Annotated in this window: 17 protein-coding genes; 12 read left to right on the forward strand and 5 right to left on the reverse strand. The window is 50.9% G+C overall.

The genetic code is table 11. The features are described from left to right. The first annotated feature begins 1 nt into the window (after position 1). Positions 2 to 586 (forward strand): peptidylprolyl isomerase, encoded by a 585-nt coding sequence (gene slyD, locus A8F97_RS21395; RefSeq protein WP_014701635.1) that lies wholly within the window; start codon positions 2 to 4, stop codon positions 584 to 586. A 102-nt stretch (positions 587 to 688) separates the two neighbouring features. Here the strand turns inward: slyD and A8F97_RS21400 are convergent, their stop codons facing one another. Continuing rightward, complete coding sequence (locus tag A8F97_RS21400; RefSeq protein ID WP_014701634.1) at positions 689 to 907, reverse strand: protein SlyX; 219 nt, start codon at positions 905 to 907, stop codon at positions 689 to 691. Between the two features lie 282 nt (positions 908 to 1,189). On the opposite strand from A8F97_RS21400, the gene fkpA reads away from it, so the two are divergent. Next, positions 1,190 to 2,008 (forward strand): FKBP-type peptidyl-prolyl cis-trans isomerase, encoded by an 819-nt coding sequence (gene fkpA, locus A8F97_RS21405; protein WP_014701633.1) that lies wholly within the window; start codon positions 1,190 to 1,192, stop codon positions 2,006 to 2,008. Between the two features lie 187 nt (positions 2,009 to 2,195). Here fkpA and pdxR read toward each other — a convergent pair whose 3' ends face one another. Further along, a complete protein-coding gene (gene pdxR / locus A8F97_RS21410; RefSeq protein ID WP_014701632.1) occupies positions 2,196 to 3,695 on the reverse strand; it encodes a MocR-like pyridoxine biosynthesis transcription factor PdxR in 1,500 nt (499 codons plus the stop codon). Positions 3,696 to 3,798: 103 nt separating this feature from the next. Here pdxR and A8F97_RS21415 point away from each other — a divergent pair, with 103 nt between their 5' ends. Then, the gene (locus A8F97_RS21415) at positions 3,799 to 4,611 is read left to right on the forward strand and encodes a YggS family pyridoxal phosphate-dependent enzyme (protein WP_033072208.1); all 813 of its coding nucleotides are present in this window, start codon (positions 3,799 to 3,801) and stop codon (positions 4,609 to 4,611) included. Positions 4,612 to 4,644: 33 nt separating this feature from the next. Then, on the forward strand, positions 4,645 to 5,916 hold the full coding sequence (glyA, locus tag A8F97_RS21420; RefSeq protein ID WP_033072207.1) for a serine hydroxymethyltransferase: 1,272 nt from the start codon (positions 4,645 to 4,647) through the stop codon (positions 5,914 to 5,916). A gap of 71 nt (positions 5,917 to 5,987) precedes the next feature. Here glyA and pmrB read toward each other — a convergent pair whose 3' ends face one another. Genes pmrB through eptA form a run of 3 tightly spaced genes read right to left on the reverse strand, consistent with a single transcriptional unit; the run spans position 5,988 to position 9,390 of the window. After that, positions 5,988 to 7,082, reverse strand: a complete 1,095-nt coding sequence (pmrB, locus tag A8F97_RS21425) for a two-component system sensor histidine kinase PmrB (protein ID WP_015731335.1) — start codon at positions 7,080 to 7,082, stop codon at positions 5,988 to 5,990. After that, positions 7,079 to 7,747, reverse strand: coding sequence for a two-component system response regulator PmrA (gene pmrA / locus A8F97_RS21430; RefSeq protein WP_033072206.1), 669 nt, complete (start codon positions 7,745 to 7,747; stop codon positions 7,079 to 7,081). The genes pmrB and pmrA overlap by 4 nt, the downstream gene beginning before the upstream one ends. Continuing rightward, the gene (gene eptA / locus A8F97_RS21435; RefSeq protein ID WP_033072205.1) at positions 7,744 to 9,390 is read right to left on the reverse strand and encodes a phosphoethanolamine transferase EptA; all 1,647 of its coding nucleotides are present in this window, start codon (positions 9,388 to 9,390) and stop codon (positions 7,744 to 7,746) included. Before eptA ends, pmrA begins: the two co-directional genes overlap by 4 nt. Before the next feature lie 245 nt (positions 9,391 to 9,635). Between eptA and A8F97_RS21440 the strand changes: the two genes are divergently transcribed. The 8 genes from A8F97_RS21440 (at position 9,636) to tuf (ending at position 15,960) form a co-directional block, all read left to right on the forward strand. Then, positions 9,636 to 10,358, forward strand: coding sequence for a helix-turn-helix transcriptional regulator (locus A8F97_RS21440; RefSeq protein WP_005969561.1), 723 nt, complete (start codon positions 9,636 to 9,638; stop codon positions 10,356 to 10,358). Further along, the gene (gene tusD / locus A8F97_RS21445; RefSeq protein ID WP_014701625.1) at positions 10,358 to 10,747 is read left to right on the forward strand and encodes a sulfurtransferase complex subunit TusD; all 390 of its coding nucleotides are present in this window, start codon (positions 10,358 to 10,360) and stop codon (positions 10,745 to 10,747) included. The genes A8F97_RS21440 and tusD overlap by 1 nt, the downstream gene beginning before the upstream one ends. 9 nt (positions 10,748 to 10,756) lie before the next feature. Further along, complete coding sequence (gene tusC / locus A8F97_RS21450; RefSeq protein WP_033072204.1) at positions 10,757 to 11,116, forward strand: sulfurtransferase complex subunit TusC; 360 nt, start codon at positions 10,757 to 10,759, stop codon at positions 11,114 to 11,116. An 18-nt stretch (positions 11,117 to 11,134) separates the two neighbouring features. Then, positions 11,135 to 11,422, forward strand: coding sequence for a sulfurtransferase complex subunit TusB (gene tusB, locus A8F97_RS21455; RefSeq protein ID WP_033072203.1), 288 nt, complete (start codon positions 11,135 to 11,137; stop codon positions 11,420 to 11,422). A gap of 131 nt (positions 11,423 to 11,553) precedes the next feature. Next, positions 11,554 to 11,928, forward strand: coding sequence for a 30S ribosomal protein S12 (gene rpsL, locus A8F97_RS21460; RefSeq protein WP_005969567.1), 375 nt, complete (start codon positions 11,554 to 11,556; stop codon positions 11,926 to 11,928). A gap of 96 nt (positions 11,929 to 12,024) precedes the next feature. Next, on the forward strand, positions 12,025 to 12,495 hold the full coding sequence (gene rpsG / locus A8F97_RS21465) for a 30S ribosomal protein S7 (RefSeq protein ID WP_005969574.1): 471 nt from the start codon (positions 12,025 to 12,027) through the stop codon (positions 12,493 to 12,495). Between the two features lie 96 nt (positions 12,496 to 12,591). Next, positions 12,592 to 14,706: an elongation factor G gene (gene fusA, locus A8F97_RS21470; RefSeq protein WP_014701622.1), complete on the forward strand. Its 2,115-nt coding sequence runs from the start codon at positions 12,592 to 12,594 to the stop codon at positions 14,704 to 14,706. Between the two features lie 69 nt (positions 14,707 to 14,775). Then, entirely contained in the window at positions 14,776 to 15,960 is a 1,185-nt protein-coding gene (tuf, locus tag A8F97_RS21475; protein ID WP_005969581.1) for an elongation factor Tu, read from the forward strand. Positions 15,961 to 16,035 lie beyond the last annotated feature (75 nt).

The raw sequence follows: 16,035 nt of genomic DNA on the forward strand, positions 1-16,035 counted from the left end.
CATGAAAGTAGCAAAAGATCTGGTGGTCAGCCTGGCCTATCAGGTACGTACAGAAGACGGTGTTTTGGTTGATGAGTCTCCGGTGAGCGCGCCGTTGGACTATCTGCATGGTCACGGTTCCCTGATTTCAGGTCTGGAAACTGCGTTGGAAGGCCGTGAAGCTGGCGAAACGTTTGATGTGAACATTGGTTCCAGCGACGCTTACGGCAACTATGACGAGAATCTGGTTCAACGCGTACCGAAAGATGTCTTTATGGGCGTTGACGAATTGCAAGTTGGCATGCGTTTTCTGGCTGAAACCGATCAGGGTCCTGTTCCGGTTGAAATCACTGAAGTTGAAGACGACCACGTTGTTGTCGACGGCAACCACATGCTGGCAGGTCAAAACCTGAGCTTCCATGTTGAAGTGATTGCTATTCGCGAAGCGACGGAAGAAGAATTGGCGCACGGTCACGTTCATGGCGAACACGATCACGAACACGGTGACGGCTGCTGTGGCGGTCATGGCCATGACCACGATCATGACCATGATCACCAACACGGTAAAGGCGGCTGCGGCGGCCACGGTGGATGCGGTTGCCACTAATTACACTAATTAGTTGTAGCGCATAAAAAAAACCTCAGGTTGATGAATGTCACCTGAGGTTTTTTTATATCTTGCTGGTAGTGAATCTCGGTATGGTAGGCCTCAGTAATGCGGCGGCGGCGTTTCTTCTGACTGAGGAGCAACGAGCGACGTTTGCTGGTTGCGCAGTCTGTCGGTGAGTAGACGAACGTGCTCACGCAGGCGGCTAATTTCTCGCTCGTGTTGAATGACTGTTTGGTTAAGGTCTTCTATGGTTAATTCCTGAAAGGCCTGTCGGCTTTCCAACTGTTCAAGCCGTTCTTCAAGTGCTGATGATGACATCGGTATTCCCCTTACTTCTTGTTACCTGCGAGTTTGTCAGAAAGCGGAAACTTCTGGTAGTAAAAACGGTCGCAGTAGGGCGCAATGCAGTATCCGAAATGGGGCATATCGTTGCCAGATGGCCTCGGGGCGATACAAATGATGTCGGAAAAGCTTCCTGACGTTTTTTATCAAAGGATTGTCGAGTGCGTCGTTGTGTTGTCTTCGTCCGCACAGTTATAGTAGGCGCGAATTTATTTTAATGATGGCTGGAGCGCGTCGCTCCAGATGCTGGAGAAATGGATGAAATCACTGTTTAAAGTAACGCTGTTAGCAACAACGATGGCTCTGGCTCTGAACGCAGGCCAGGTTCTGGCGGCAGACAAGGCGCAGGCATCTGATAATACTGCGGCAGCCAAATTCAAAAACGATGAGCAGGCAGCGGCTTATGCGTTAGGTGCTTCTTTAGGGCGTTATATGGATAACTCTCTGAAAGAACAAGAAAAATTAGGCATAAAACTGGATAAAGATCAGTTGATTGCTGGCGTGCAAGATGCGTTTGCTGACAAGAGCAAGTTGACTGACGAAGAAATTGAGAAAACGCTGCAAGGTTTTGAAGGCAAAGTGAAAGCTGCTGCTGAAGGCAAAATGAAGCAAGATGCGAAAGATAATGCGGACAAAGGCACCAAGTATCTTGAAACCTTCGCTAAAGAAAAAGGCGTGAAGAAAACGGCATCTGGCCTTCTGTACCAGGTTGAGAAAGAAGGTAGCGGTAGCGCGCCGAAAGACAGCGATACCGTAGTCGTTAACTACAAAGGTACGCTGGTTGACGGTAGCGAGTTTGACAACTCCTACAAACGTGGCGAGCCGCTTTCTTTCCGTCTGGACGGCGTCATCCCAGGTTGGACTGAAGGTCTGAAGCACGTTAAGAAAGGTGGCAAAATCAAGCTAGCTATCCCACCAGCGCTGGCCTATGGCGAAAACGGCGTGCCTGGCATTCCAGCTAACTCTACGCTGGTGTTTGACGTTGAGCTGTTGGACATTAAATCTGAAGCTGATCTGAAAGCCGCAGATGATGCGAAAGCTGAAAAACCAGCCGCCGCAGAGAAAACCGCTAAATAAGTATCGCTATTATGGTGATATGACCGCAGGCCTGGCCTGCGGTTTTTTTGTGTTTCACAATCACTTCCCTGCGATCAAATCCTTTTTCCAGCTAATCGTCTTTCAATGACGCTTATCTCCAGTCTGACAGATATTTTCCAACTGACCGTGACGGCTCGGCTTATACCTATTACTCAATGCTTACCACCTATGAGCGGCACAGTGCACGTAGCACCTTTGCCAGCGTCTTGACGGCAATTTCCAGTTCATGCGGAGCGTGGGCAGCAAATCCCATAAGGAAACCTGCTTTATGCTGACCCGACGTATGCAGCGCCGTCAGTCCCAGTAGATCGATACCGGCTCGACGTGCGGATTCCACCGCATCGTGTTCAGGAATATCACGGATGAAGATGCAGGGCATCTGCATGCCTCCTGTCGGCACCCGTGGTTCTACGAAATCAGCCAGATGCTGACGAACCAGTTGTACCAGCACATCGCGACGTGCCGCATAAATGGTGCGCATCGTGCGTACATGAGCACCAAAATGGCCGCCTTCGATGAAGCGTGCCAGCGTGAGTTGTGGGATCGGTGCGCTGTGTCCATCCATCAAGGTGCGGCCCACGGTCATCGGTGCGACCAACTGTGGCGGCAGTACCATGTAGCCGATGCGTAGGCCGGGGAACAGTGATTTGGTGAAAGTGCCGATATAGATCGTGCGATCGTGCGGATCGAGTCCCTGCACGCAGGCGGTAGGTTTGCCCGCGTAGTGAAACTCGCTGTCGTAATCGTCTTCAATAATCCAGTTCTGGTGCTGCCAGGCCCATTCGATAACCGCGAGCCTTCGATCCAACGTCAGAGTCGCACCGGTAGGAAACTGGTGTGAGGGAGTCAGGAACACGGCTTTCGCGGACGCATTGTGTTCGCCGCTTGCTTCAAGCAAGCGATCGACTTGCAACCCATTGGCATCTAATGGTATCGGCACACAAGCAAGCCCGGCAGCCTCGAATGCCTTACGGGCACCGTGGTACACAGGATCTTCAAGGAAGATCCTGTCGCCAACATCCATCAGCACATTCGCGCACAGGGTTAGCGCTTGCTGGGAACTGGTCAACACTAACACGCGGTCGGGTGTGGCGCGGGCTCCGCGTTCGAGATTGACGTAATCTGAGATGGCTCGTCTCAGCACTTCCATACCCTGCGGCGGGCTGTGTAGCAGCGCCTGTGTGCCATGCTCTTTTAGCACCTGCCGTTCCAGTCGCTCCCACGTCTGGAGGGGAAAGGTGCGTGTTTCCGGTACGCCGGGCGCAAACGCGCGCGGTATGATGAAATCACGCACCCCACCATTCTGGAACATGGCGCTGCCGCGCTGGCTGAGACGTAGCTCTGTTTTGCTAGTGCCGACTTTCCGAGCTTTGCCACGTCCTGACAGGCGTTTTGCCTGCTCGGACACGAAACTGCCGCTGCCAACGCGACGCTCAATGAACCCTTCGGCATGTAGTTGGCTGTAAGCCGATTCGACCGTATCACGCGATACTCCCAGTGATGTAGCCAGCGCGCGCGATGCAGGCAAGGATTTCCCTACGTCGAGAATGCCATCAAGGATGAGCTGGCGAATCGCCCGCTGGATACGAGCATGCAGGGGCAACGTGCCGTGTGCGGGATCGCCAATCCAGGCTTTGACAGATTCAAGTTGGGCATGTTTGAACAATTGGTCTGCCTCTTATAAAGAAAATGGTGGGGAACATCCGGCTATTTTAAATCTATAAATACGTTTCACAATCCATTCATCCTCTTCATCAGGAGTTAGGCTGATGCCGATATTTTCCGATACACCGACTCGCCATGACAGCCACGGTCGCTACCCTGAAGCTGCCACGGTTGAAGATTTCCAACGTAATCTGGCTGCGGTACAGATGCGTATCGCGGCGGCCTGCCATCGTGTCGGCCGCGATCCTGCCACCGTGCGCTTACTGCCAGTCAGCAAGACTAAACCAGAAAATCGCCTGCGTATGGCCTATATGGCAGGTTGCCGGATAGTGGGTGAGAACAAGGTGCAGGAGGCAAACCGTAAATGGGAAGCGATGCAGGACTTGGCTGACTTACAGTGGTCGGTCATTGGCCACTTGCAAACCAACAAGGCTAAGCTGGTGGCACGCTTCGCTAGCGAATTTCAGGCATTGGATAGCCTGCGACTAGCTGAAGCGTTAGATCGTCGCTTGCATGTTGAAGGGCGCTCGCTGGATGTCTTCGTGCAGGTTAACACCTCCGGTGAGGCCAGTAAGTACGGCCTGTCGCCTGAAGATGTTCCCGCTTTTATTCAGGCGCTTCCCGCATTCCCTGCGCTACGTGTGCGTGGGCTCATGACGCTGGCGCTGTTTTCCAACGAGGCTGAACGTGTGCGTCAGTGTTTTATTCGACTGCGTAACCTGCGCGACCGGTTGCAGCAAAACGCGCCTGCTGGCATCGGGCTGGATGAATTATCTATGGGAATGTCCGGCGATTTTGAGATCGCGATCGAGGAAGGTGCCACTGTCGTACGCGTCGGTCAGGCGATCTTCGGTGCACGCCCTTTGCCGGATAGCTACTACTGGCCTGATGAAACCACCACAGAAGTACATCTTTAAAAAAACCAACGATTAACGCATAGGATGATGCCCATGTATGACACCTCTTTTACGCTTACCGACTTCGACCCTGAGTTGGCCGATGCCATTTTGCATGAAGAACACCGTCAGGAAACCCACGTTGAACTCATCGCTTCAGAGAACTATGCCAGCCCGCTGGTGATGGCGATCCAGAATTCCGTCTTCACCAACAAATATGCAGAAGGTTACCCCGGCAAGCGCTACTACAGCGGCTGCGAGTATGTAGACGTAGCCGAACGCCTGGCTATCGAGCGGGTTAAAGCGCTGTTTGACTGCGATTACGCTAACGTTCAGCCCCATGCCGGCGCTCAGGCTAATACGGCCGTGTTTCTGGCACTGACTAACCCCGGTGACACCGTGATGGGGATGAATCTGGCTCAAGGTGGGCATTTGACTCACGGTAATCCCTCCAACTTCTCTGGTCGCCATTACAAGATCGTACCTTATGGTCTTGACCCTGAAACAGGGCTTATCGACTATGACGAAATGGAGCGTATTGCCTTGGAAACCCGGCCAAAAATGTTAATAGGCGGGTTCTCTGCCTATTCACGTCACAAGGACTGGGCGCGCATGCGCACGATTGCTGACAAAGTGGGAGCTATCTTCTGGGTGGATATGGCGCATGTGGCTGGCTTAGTGGCAGCAGGTGAGTACCCGACTCCGCTCCCTCACGCGCATGTTGTGACGAGTACAACGCATAAGACCCTGCGCGGCCCGCGTGGTGGAATTATTTTGGCCAAAGGACAGAGTGAAGATTTTTACAAAAAGCTCAACGCAGCCGTGTTCCCCGGTATTCAGGGCGGCCCGCTGATGCATGTTATTGCCGCCAAAGCGATAGCCTTCAAGGAAGCGTTGCGCCCTGAGTTCACGGTTTATCAGCGTCAGGTTGTGGCTAACGCCAGGGCAATGGCGCGTATTATCCAATTGCGGGGTTACAAGATTGTCTCCGACGGCACCGACAACCATTTACTGCTGATCGACCTGTCCGCTAAGCCCTATACCGGTAAGGAGGCCGACGCCGCGCTGAGCGAGGCTTATATCACGACAAATAAGAATTCGGTGCCTAACGACCCGCGTTCACCTTTTGTTACTTCAGGCTTGCGTATTGGTACGCCAGCCGTCACAACGCGTGGTTTCGGTGTGGCAGAGTGCGAGCAATTGGCGGGATGGCTATGTGATGTGCTGGATGGACTGGGTGCCGGGAATGAGGAATTAACGGCGATACGCGATCGCGTTCGTGAGCAAGTGGTAGCACTGTGCCGCCGCTATCCTGTGTATCAATAAGGGGATAAGGCTTCTGCACAGGGATGTGCCGTCGCGGTGCTATTTTGACGTAGATCTTCTAGTAGTGTTCTTCAGGCTACATCTGGGTAGTTGTCAGGCGTGGTTAGTACCACTCGCGCGAGTGCGCCAGGACCTTGCGGCCGATTACTGAGGAAAAATTTCCCATTGTGCAACTGAGCAATGCGCGTCACGATGCTAAGCCCAAGGCCGATACCGCCATAGCGACTGTCCATGCGAACAAACGCCTTACTTAATTCACCCACTTTGCTTTCATCGATACCTTGCCCTTCATCTTCGATTTGTAGTTCAACATGTTGTTGGGTGTTAAGGCTCACGGTAATCTGGCTTGTTTCCGGGCTATAGCGATAGGCATTTTCTACCAGATTGCGTAACAGCAATTGTAGCAACGTGGCATCACCGTGGAGAGTGACATCTTCCTGCGGTAATACCCATTTCAGCCTTTGCTGGCGCTTTTGCAGCATTTCAGCCAGTTCATCCTGCATGGGAAAAATAACGTCTTTCAGGAATGCGACATTCTCGTGGTGGCCTGCTGAAAATTCTTGTCCGACACGCGCAAGCAGTAAGAGTTGTTCCACCGTTTTCACCATCTTATCAATCCGTTTGATGAGTGAGCTACAGTCAATCTGATGCTGTTGCTGGTGTAATTCAAGATGCAGCCGGATGCCGGCTAGCGGAGTGCGTAACTCATGGGCGACATCGGCAGTAAATTGCCTGTCGCGTTTCAACGTTTCGTCTAAGCGTTGAAAAAGCTGGTTGATGGTATGGGTGACCGCGGCGATTTCTTTAATGTCACTCTGCTGTGGCAGCGGCTCCAGATTTTCAGCCGTGCGATCCTGCAACTCTTCCTGAAGACGGGAAAGCGGGCGGGTAATCCAACTGACTGCCTGAAAACACATGAGCAACGTCAGGATGACCATCACCAGACTTGGGATGCTGAGAGAGGCGATCGCCTCATTAATCTCTTGATCGATCTGCATGTTCTGGGCGGCTGCGCTCAGGGACTTATCAACCAGCAGGCCGATTTGTTCTTCGCTTTCGTGCCAGAGCCAGAATACGCTGATCATCTGGCAGACGAGGAGAATGCCGCCCAGCGCCAGCACTAAACGGCGGCGCATGCTGGTGACGGCTTCGGAGTCGCCCTTCATGGTTGTTCCCCTTTGGTCAGCAGGTAGCCAAATCCTCGCAGAGTTCGGATCCGGTCTTTCCCTATCTTTTGACGCAGATTGTGGATATGTACCTCAAGCGAATTCGAGGACGGGTCGTCGTTCCAGGCATAAATATCCTGATGTAGAAGTTCTCGGTGTACCTGAGAACCGGCTTTCAACATCAGGCGGGAAAGTATCGCAAACTCTTTTGGCGTCAGCACTACCGGCTTTTCGTCCAGCAGCACCTGTTGGTTGTTTAAATCCAACGTAATGTTGTCGACCTGTATCTTGCTGTTGCTCGACCCCTGATTGCGGCGAATCAGCGCGCGTACTCGCGCCTGTAATTCCGTCAGTGCAAAAGGCTTGGCGAGATAATCGTCTGCGCCAACATCCAATCCGCTGACGCGATCGTCGACCTTATCCCGCGCCGTTAAGATGAGCACGGGATGCTGATAATTGTTCTTACGCCAGCGGGATAGTAGGGCGAGGCCGTCGTCGTCCGGCAAGCCAAGATCGAGGATCACCAGACTGTAGTGTGCGCTGCCGATGAGCGCATCCGCTTCTTTGGCCGTGCCTGCGCAATCGCAGGCATAGCCTTCATGACTCAGCGCCAATAATAATCCCTCTTGCAGCAGCTTATCGTCTTCAACAATCAATAATTTCATGTTGCCTTATCCCTGCATGGCTGAAGGATATCAAGCTGAGGCTGATATTCTTTCGTAGCGATAGTAAACATCCCCAGTATGGTATGGAAAAGATTATCTTGCGAGTAATCCTGCTGCTTCGCACTCTGACGCAGACAGGTGTCCTGAATCGCCTGTTGCTGTTGGTAACCCGTTGATAACCAAATCAACATTGGCACATGTGTTTGCTGTTTGGGCGCAATAGAGTAGGGCATGCTGTGCAGGTAGATACCGTTCTCGCCTAACGACTCTCCGTGGTCAGATAGGTAAACCAGTGAAGTATTAAATTTATCCTGATGCTGTTTCAGTAAATTGATCGTCTTATCCAGAAAAAAATCGACATACAGGATCGTGTTGTCATACGTGTTAGTCAGCGCTTCCTGCGTACAGGTTTGAATCTGATTGGTATCACAGGTTGGGGTAAATTTCTTAAAGGCGTCAGGGTAACGTTGGTAATAGCTCGGGCCGTGGCTGCCTATCGTATGTAATACAATAATCCCGTCGTTGTCGAGCTTGTTAATATAGTCTTCTACACCGTGGAATAACGCTTCATCGTGGCATTCGCCGTTGGTGCATAGCCCTGGTAGTTTCAGCGATGTCACATCAACCGTTGGTACACGGGTACAGACATCTTTGCAACCGCCGTCATTTTCCTGCCAGAGCACGTTAACCTTTGCCCGTTGTAATATATCCAGCAGCCCTTCTTGATGGCTGGCTACGTCACCATTAAAGCTTTGGCGCGGCATGTTAGAAAACATGCAGGGAACGGAAACGCCTGTTGATGTGCCACATGATGACGTGTTTTCAAAATAAACCACGTTGTCCTTTGCCAGTAGCGGATTGGTTTCCTTCCCATAGCCTCCCAGTGAAAAGTTTTGTGCACGCGAGGTTTCTCCCACGACCAGAATAACCAGATTCCTTTTTGCCGTTGGGGACGGTGGCGAAACCTTGTGGGCATCCAGGCCAATCTGCTCCAGGGGTAAATTAGCTAGCGCGCTATGCTTATGGTAGGACAGGCTGGCTGCCACAATATTGCTGGGCGTAATCGCTTTTACCAACTCTTTGTTATTACGCATGAATGAGGCGTAATCTTTATAAAAGAAGGCCGCGACAGATAAAATAGCGAATAACGAAATAATGACGCTGAGAACGCGCATGCCGATATAGAGGGTTGTCGGTTTGGCGGGCTTTATTTTTATCCAGATAGCGAGCGCGGCGGGAATGACGCCAATAAAGAATACCCAAGCGACAAGCTGCGGCGTAAGCAGTGAGAAGGACTCGCTGGCCGTAGTTTCCAAAATATTCTGGATCATGGTGCGGTCAATGATAATGCCGTAGTTCAGCATAAAATATTGTGCGGCGGCACCGGACAGTAAGAAAAAAACGATGACGGCCTTACGCAGATAAGGGACGGCCAGCAGCGTGAAAATAATATTCAGCACCGCGAAAATCACCACCGGCATGCTGAGAAAGAAGAGGAGCGTGCTCCAGTCTGTCATATCCATCAGTTGCAGCGCCTGACGGTAGTAGGCGATGTTCTGGGCCAGGGTAATGAAGGCAGAAAATATCAGCACGAACGTGATGCTGTTCAGGTGTGGCCTGCCCATCGATATTAGATTTTTCATACACGTCTCTCGTGATTTCCATTATGGAGAGGAAAGAAGACGCAGACTCTAGCGAGGTTAAATTAATGCAACCTTAAGAGGGGAACCGTGAAATTCAGGGACGAGAGTGTGGACATTTGCTAGACTATGTCCCCTGTCAATATAAAATAAATATATCCGCCATATTTCAAGCTGCTTGTGCGTTAGCCGCCTTCACGCAACTCGAATTATTTAGGGGATAGATGACGTTGAGGGTGGTGTTTGCCATGTCTAATTCGCTTGTATCTGGCGAATCTTATGAGCTTGATTTACTGGATGAACGGCCGTTCAGTCAAACGGACTATGAGATCCTGAAATCGTATGAAGCTGTGGTTGATGGCTTAGCCATGTTGATTGGCGAGCATTGTGAGATTGTATTGCACTCGCTTGAGGATCTTAAATGTTCCGCTGTGCGTATTGCGAATGGGGAACATACTGGCAGGAAGATTGGCTCGCCGATTACGGATCTGGCATTGCGTATGCTGCATGACATGGCTGGTGAAGATAGCAGCGTGTCGAAAGCCTATTTTACCCGTGCAAAAAGCGGCGTGTTGATGAAATCAGTGACGATTGCGATCCGTAATCGCGATCAGCGCGTGATTGGGTTGCTGTGTATTAACATGAATCTGGACGTACCTTTCTCCCAGATTGTGCAGACTTTTATTCCACCTGAAACGCATGACGTTGCCTCTTCCGTCAACTTCGCATCATCTGTCGACGACCTGGTTGCACAAACGCTGGAATTTTCCATTGAGGAAGTCAATGCGGACCGCAACGTCTCTAATAATGCCAAAAACCGCCAAATCGTACTGAGCCTGTACGAGAAAGGCATTTTCGATATTAAAGACGCTATCAACCAGGTCGCTGAACGTCTGAATATCTCCAAGCACACGGTTTATCTTTATATTCGTCAATTCAAAAGCGGCGACTTCAGCGGACATGAGCGTTGATGCTGAGTTATTGTTTGCTGGTGACTGGCCCGGCTTACGGCACACAGCAAGCGAGCAGCGCATTGCAGTTTGCGCAGGCGCTGTTAGCTGAGGGGCACACGCTGAAAAGTGTGTTCTTCTATCGGGAAGGCGTGCTGAATGCCAACCAACTGACATCACCCGCTAATGATGAGTTTGATCTTGTACGCGGCTGGCAACAACTGGGGTCAAAGCATCAGGTGGCGCTGAATGTGTGTGTTGCTGCCGCACTGCGCCGAGGCGTTGCCGACGCTCAGCAAGCTGCCCAACTTGGCCTTGTGGGAGCGAACCTGCAACCCGGTTTTATTCTGAGCGGGCTGGGTGAGTTGGCGCAATCGGTGCTGACCTGCGATCGGGTTATTCAGTTTTAAGGTAGCGTTATGAAGCGAGTCGCATTTGTTTTTACGCATTCTCCGCATGGAAGTGCATCCGGGCGAGAAGGGCTGGATGCGCTATTGGCGATGTCAGCACTGACGGAAGAGATTGGCGTATTTTTTGTTGGCGATGGCGTTCTCCAACTTCTGCCGCACCAACAGCCGGAAAAGATTCTGATGCGCAATTACATCGCAACGTTTGGCGTGCTGCCGTTGTACGATATCGAATGCTGCTATCTGTGCGAGACTTCCGTGCATCAGCGTGGGTTGAGTGTCGATACGGACTGGGTTTTGGATGTGGAATTATTAGCGCCAGAAGCATGGCGTAGCAAGCTGGCCGATTATCATTCCATCCTTTCATTCTAGCTGCGGGTCTTTCCATTTATGCTACATACGCTCTCAAGTTCCCCTTATCACGCTGATCTGGATACGCTTTTGCGTAGTGTGGACGAGGGGGATGCTTTGGTCTTACTACAAGATGGTGTGATTGCTGCCCTGGCTGGTGGAGACATTATTCACCGCCTTCTTGCTTCAGCAGTGTTTCTCTATGTGCTCCGACCTGATACTGAGGCAAGGGGCATGACTGAACAAATTTCAAACAATGTGGCCCTCATTGACTATAATAAATTTGTTCAACTGACAGTGGAACACCCTCAGCAACTCGCGTGGTAACGCCGATTTTTTGTATATTTCTTGACTCCTTCCACTGCCAGCCCTAAAATTCTGCGTCCTCATACTTTGCCTTGCGCAAACATGAGGCGATTTATTACGTGTTTACGAAGCAAAACCCAGGAGCTTTTTTAATGGCAACAATTAACCAGCTGGTACGCAAACCACGCTCCCTGAAGGCTGCTAAAAGCAACGTTCCGGCGCTGGAAGCATGCCCGCAGAAACGTGGCGTATGTACCCGTGTATATACTACCACCCCTAAAAAACCGAACTCCGCACTGCGTAAAGTATGTCGTGTTCGTTTAACTAACGGTTTTGAAGTCACCTCCTATATCGGCGGTGAAGGTCATAACCTGCAGGAGCACTCCGTGATCCTGATCCGTGGCGGTCGTGTTAAAGACCTGCCAGGTGTGCGTTACCACACCGTTCGTGGCGCGCTGGACTGCTCAGGTGTTAAAGACCGTAAGCAATCCCGTTCCAAATACGGCGTGAAGAAGCCAAAGGCTTAATGGTTCTTCGTTAAGTAAGGCCAAACGTTTTAACTTAAATGTCAAACTAAACTCGTAGAGTTTTGGACAATCCTGAATTAACAACGGAGTATTTCCATGCCACGTCGTCGCGTCATTGGTCAACGTAAAATTCTGCCGGATCCTAAGTTCGGATCAGAACTGCTGGCCAAATTTGTAAACATCCTGATGGTAGATGGTAAAAAATCTACTGCTGAAGCAATCGTCTATACCGCGCTGGAGACCCTGGCTCAGCGTTCTGGTAAAGGCCATCTGGAAGCTTTTGAAGTAGCTCTGGACAACGTTCGCCCGACTGTCGAAGTTAAGTCGCGCCGCGTTGGTGGTTCTACTTATCAGGTACCAGTAGAAGTCCGTCCGGTTCGTCGTAATGCGCTGGCAATGCGTTGGATCGTAGAAGCTGCTCGTAAACGCGGTGATAAATCTATGGCTCTGCGCCTGGCGAACGAACTTTCTGATGCAGCAGAAAACAAAGGTACTGCTGTTAAGAAACGTGAAGACGTTCACCGTATGGCCGAAGCTAACAAGGCGTTCGCTCACTACCGTTGGTAATCCCTTCGTTGTAGTCATGCTAACCAAGCGGGCGCTAAAAATAGCCAACCCGCTTGGGTTAACTAAATTGAACGCCCTAGTAAATAGAGGATACAAATGGCTCGTACAACACCCATCGCACGCTATCGTAACATCGGTATCAGTGCGCACATCGACGCCGGTAAAACCACTACTACCGAACGTATTCTGTTCTACACTGGTGTAAACCATAAAATCGGTGAAGTTCATGACGGCGCAGCTACCATGGACTGGATGGAGCAGGAGCAGGAACGTGGTATTACTATCACTTCCGCAGCGACTACTGCATTCTGGTCTGGTATGGCTAAGCAGTATGAACCGCATCGCGTAAACATCATCGACACCCCAGGACACGTTGACTTCACTATCGAAGTAGAACGTTCTATGCGTGTGCTTGATGGTGCGGTAATGGTTTACTGCGCAGTTGGTGGTGTTCAGCCGCAGTCTGAAACCGTATGGCGTCAGGCAAACAAATATAAAGTTCCACGCATTGCGTTCGTTAACAAAATGGACCGCATGGGTGCGAATTTCCTGAAAGTTGTTGGTCAGATCAAATCCCGTCTGGGCGCGAACCCTGTTCCGCTGCAGTTGGCGATTGGTGCTGAAGAAGGTTTCACCGGTGTTGTTGACCTGGTGAAAATGAAAGCCATCAACTGGAATGATGCCGATCAGGGCGTGACCTTCGAATACGAAGATATCCCGGCTGATTTGCAAGATCTGGCTGAAGAATGGCACCAGAACCTAATCGAGTCCGCTGCTGAAGCTTCTGAAGAGCTGATGGAGAAATACTTGGGTGGTGAAGAACTGACTGAAGAAGAGATCAAAAAAGCTCTGCGTCAGCGTGTTCTGAACAACGAAATCATCCTGGTAACCTGTGGTTCTGCCTTTAAGAACAAAGGTGTTCAGGCGATGCTGGATGCGGTAATTGACTACCTGCCATCCCCAGTCGACGTACCTGCGATCAACGGTCTTTTGGATGACGGTAAAGACACACCGGCTGAGCGTCACGCAAGTGATGACGAGCCGTTTGCTGCACTGGCGTTCAAAATTGCTACCGACCCGTTTGTGGGTAACCTGACGTTCTTCCGCGTGTACTCCGGTGTGGTTAACTCCGGTGATACCGTACTGAACCCAGTTAAATCAGCACGTGAGCGTTTTGGTCGTATCGTTCAGATGCACGCTAACAAGCGTGAAGAGATCAAAGAAGTTCGCGCAGGCGATATCGCTGCTGCTATCGGTCTGAAAGATGTAACGACGGGTGACACCTTGTGTGATCCAGACAACGTCATCATTTTGGAACGTATGGAATTCCCAGAACCGGTAATTTCCATCGCGGTAGAACCGAAAACCAAAGCTGATCAGGAAAAAATGGGTCTGGCATTGGGCCGTCTGGCTAAAGAAGACCCGTCTTTCCGTGTATGGACTGACGAAGAATCTAACCAGACTATCATCGCTGGTATGGGTGAGTTGCACCTCGATATCATCGTTGACCGTATGAAGCGTGAGTTCAACGTTGAAGCAAACGTGGGTAAACCACAGGTTGCTTATCGTGAAGCAATTCGCTCGAAAGTTACCGATATCGAAGGTAAACACGCCAAGCAGTCTGGTGGTCGTGGTCAGTATGGTCATGTCGTTATCGATATGTACCCGCTGGAGCCGGGCTCAAATCCGAAAGGTTACGAGTTCGTCAACGACATTAAAGGTGGTGTAATTCCTGGCGAATACATCCCTGCCGTTGATAAAGGCATCCAGGAACAACTGAAAGCGGGCCCTCTGGCTGGTTACCCAGTGGTTGATCTCGGTGTGCGTCTGCACTTCGGTTCTTTCCATGACGTTGACTCCTCTGAATTGGCGTTTAAACTGGCTGCTTCTATCGCCTTTAAAGATGGCTTTAAGAAAGCGAAACCAGTTCTGCTTGAGCCGATCATGAAGGTTGAAGTTGAAACGCCGGAAGAGAACACGGGTGACGTCATCGGTGACCTTAGCCGTCGTCGTGGTATGCTGCGTGGTCAAGAATCTAACGTGACTGGCGTTGTGATTCACGCTGAAGTTCCGCTGTCTGAAATGTTCGGATACGCAACTCAACTGCGTTCTCTGACTAAAGGCCGTGCTTCTTACTCCATGGAGTTCCTGAAGTACGATGATGCGCCTAACAACGTTGCTCAGGCCGTAATTGAAGCCCGTGGTAAATAAGCCTCAGGGTTAAAACAAAATCCCGTGCTCTCTCCATAGGGGGAGAGCATTTGAGTAAGGAATATCGCCGTGTCTAAAGAAAAATTTGAACGTACAAAACCCCACGTTAACGTCGGTACTATCGGCCACGTTGACCATGGTAAAACGACTCTGACTGCTGCAATCACTACCGTTCTGGCTAAAACCTACGGTGGTAACGCACGTGCATTCGACCAGATCGATAACGCACCAGAAGAAAAAGCACGTGGTATCACCATCAACACGTCTCACGTTGAATACGATACCCCGTCTCGCCACTATGCGCACGTTGACTGCCCAGGACACGCCGACTATGTGAAAAACATGATCACCGGTGCTGCCCAGATGGATGGCGCGATCCTGGTTGTTGCTGCAACTGACGGCCCAATGCCTCAGACTCGTGAGCACATCCTGCTGGGTCGTCAGGTTGGCGTTCCTTTCATCATCGTGTTCCTGAACAAATGTGACATGGTTGATGACGAAGAACTGCTGGAACTGGTTGAGATGGAAGTGCGTGAGCTGCTGTCTCAGTACGACTTCCCAGGCGATGACACGCCGGTAATTCGTGGTTCAGCGCTGAAAGCGCTGGAAGGCGAAGCTGAGTGGGAAGCTAAAATCGTCGAACTGGCAGGCTACCTGGATTCTTATATTCCAGAACCAGAGCGTGCAATTGACAAGCCGTTCCTGCTGCCAATCGAAGACGTATTCTCCATCTCCGGTCGTGGTACTGTTGTTACCGGTCGTGTAGAGCGCGGTATTGTTAAAGTCGGTGAAGAAGTTGAAATCGTTGGTATCAAAGATACGGCGAAATCGACCTGTACTGGCGTAGAAATGTTCCGCAAATTGCTGGACGAAGGTCGTGCAGGGGAGAACGTTGGTGTTCTGCTGCGTGGTATCAAGCGTGAAGAAATCGAGCGTGGCCAGGTACTGGCTAAGCCGGGTTCAATCAAGCCGCACACCCAGTTTGAATCAGAAGTGTATATCCTGAGCAAAGATGAAGGCGGTCGTCATACTCCGTTCTTCAAAGGCTACCGTCCTCAGTTCTACTTCCGTACCACTGACGTAACGGGTACCATCGAACTGCCAGAAGGCGTAGAGATGGTCATGCCGGGCGACAACATCAAAATGGTTGTTACCCTGATCCACCCAATCGCGATGGACGATGGTTTGCGTTTCGCAATCCGTGAAGGCGGCCGTACTGTAGGCGCGGGCGTTGTTGCTAAAGTTATCGCTTAATCGCTGATAAACTCAATGCATGAAAAAGGCACTTCGGTGCCTTTTTTTACGTCTAAATAATTAAATCTAAATTGA

It is taken from the genome of Pectobacterium parmentieri, from assembly GCF_001742145.1.
Classification (GTDB): Bacteria; Pseudomonadota; Gammaproteobacteria; order Enterobacterales; family Enterobacteriaceae; genus Pectobacterium; species Pectobacterium parmentieri.

Coding starts and splice junctions, on each gene's coding strand:
- fusA (WP_014701622.1), top strand. CDS start 12,592: ATGGCTCGTACAACACCCATCGCACGCTATCGTAACATCGGTATCAGT.
- slyD (WP_014701635.1), top strand. CDS start 2: ATGAAAGTAGCAAAAGATCTGGTGGTCAGCCTGGCCTATCAGGTACGT.
- tusC (WP_033072204.1), top strand. CDS start 10,757: ATGAAGCGAGTCGCATTTGTTTTTACGCATTCTCCGCATGGAAGTGCA.
- fkpA (WP_014701633.1), top strand. CDS start 1,190: ATGAAATCACTGTTTAAAGTAACGCTGTTAGCAACAACGATGGCTCTG.
- A8F97_RS21400 (WP_014701634.1), bottom strand. CDS start 907: ATGTCATCATCAGCACTTGAAGAACGGCTTGAACAGTTGGAAAGCCGA.
- tusB (WP_033072203.1), top strand. CDS start 11,135: ATGCTACATACGCTCTCAAGTTCCCCTTATCACGCTGATCTGGATACG.
- pmrA (WP_033072206.1), bottom strand. CDS start 7,747: ATGAAATTATTGATTGTTGAAGACGATAAGCTGCTGCAAGAGGGATTA.
- tusD (WP_014701625.1), top strand. CDS start 10,358: ATGCTGAGTTATTGTTTGCTGGTGACTGGCCCGGCTTACGGCACACAG.
- rpsL (WP_005969567.1), top strand. CDS start 11,554: ATGGCAACAATTAACCAGCTGGTACGCAAACCACGCTCCCTGAAGGCT.
- eptA (WP_033072205.1), bottom strand. CDS start 9,390: ATGAAAAATCTAATATCGATGGGCAGGCCACACCTGAACAGCATCACG.
- pmrB (WP_015731335.1), bottom strand. CDS start 7,082: ATGAAGGGCGACTCCGAAGCCGTCACCAGCATGCGCCGCCGTTTAGTG.
- A8F97_RS21440 (WP_005969561.1), top strand. CDS start 9,636: ATGTCTAATTCGCTTGTATCTGGCGAATCTTATGAGCTTGATTTACTG.
- A8F97_RS21415 (WP_033072208.1), top strand. CDS start 3,799: ATGCCGATATTTTCCGATACACCGACTCGCCATGACAGCCACGGTCGC.
- rpsG (WP_005969574.1), top strand. CDS start 12,025: ATGCCACGTCGTCGCGTCATTGGTCAACGTAAAATTCTGCCGGATCCT.
- glyA (WP_033072207.1), top strand. CDS start 4,645: ATGTATGACACCTCTTTTACGCTTACCGACTTCGACCCTGAGTTGGCC.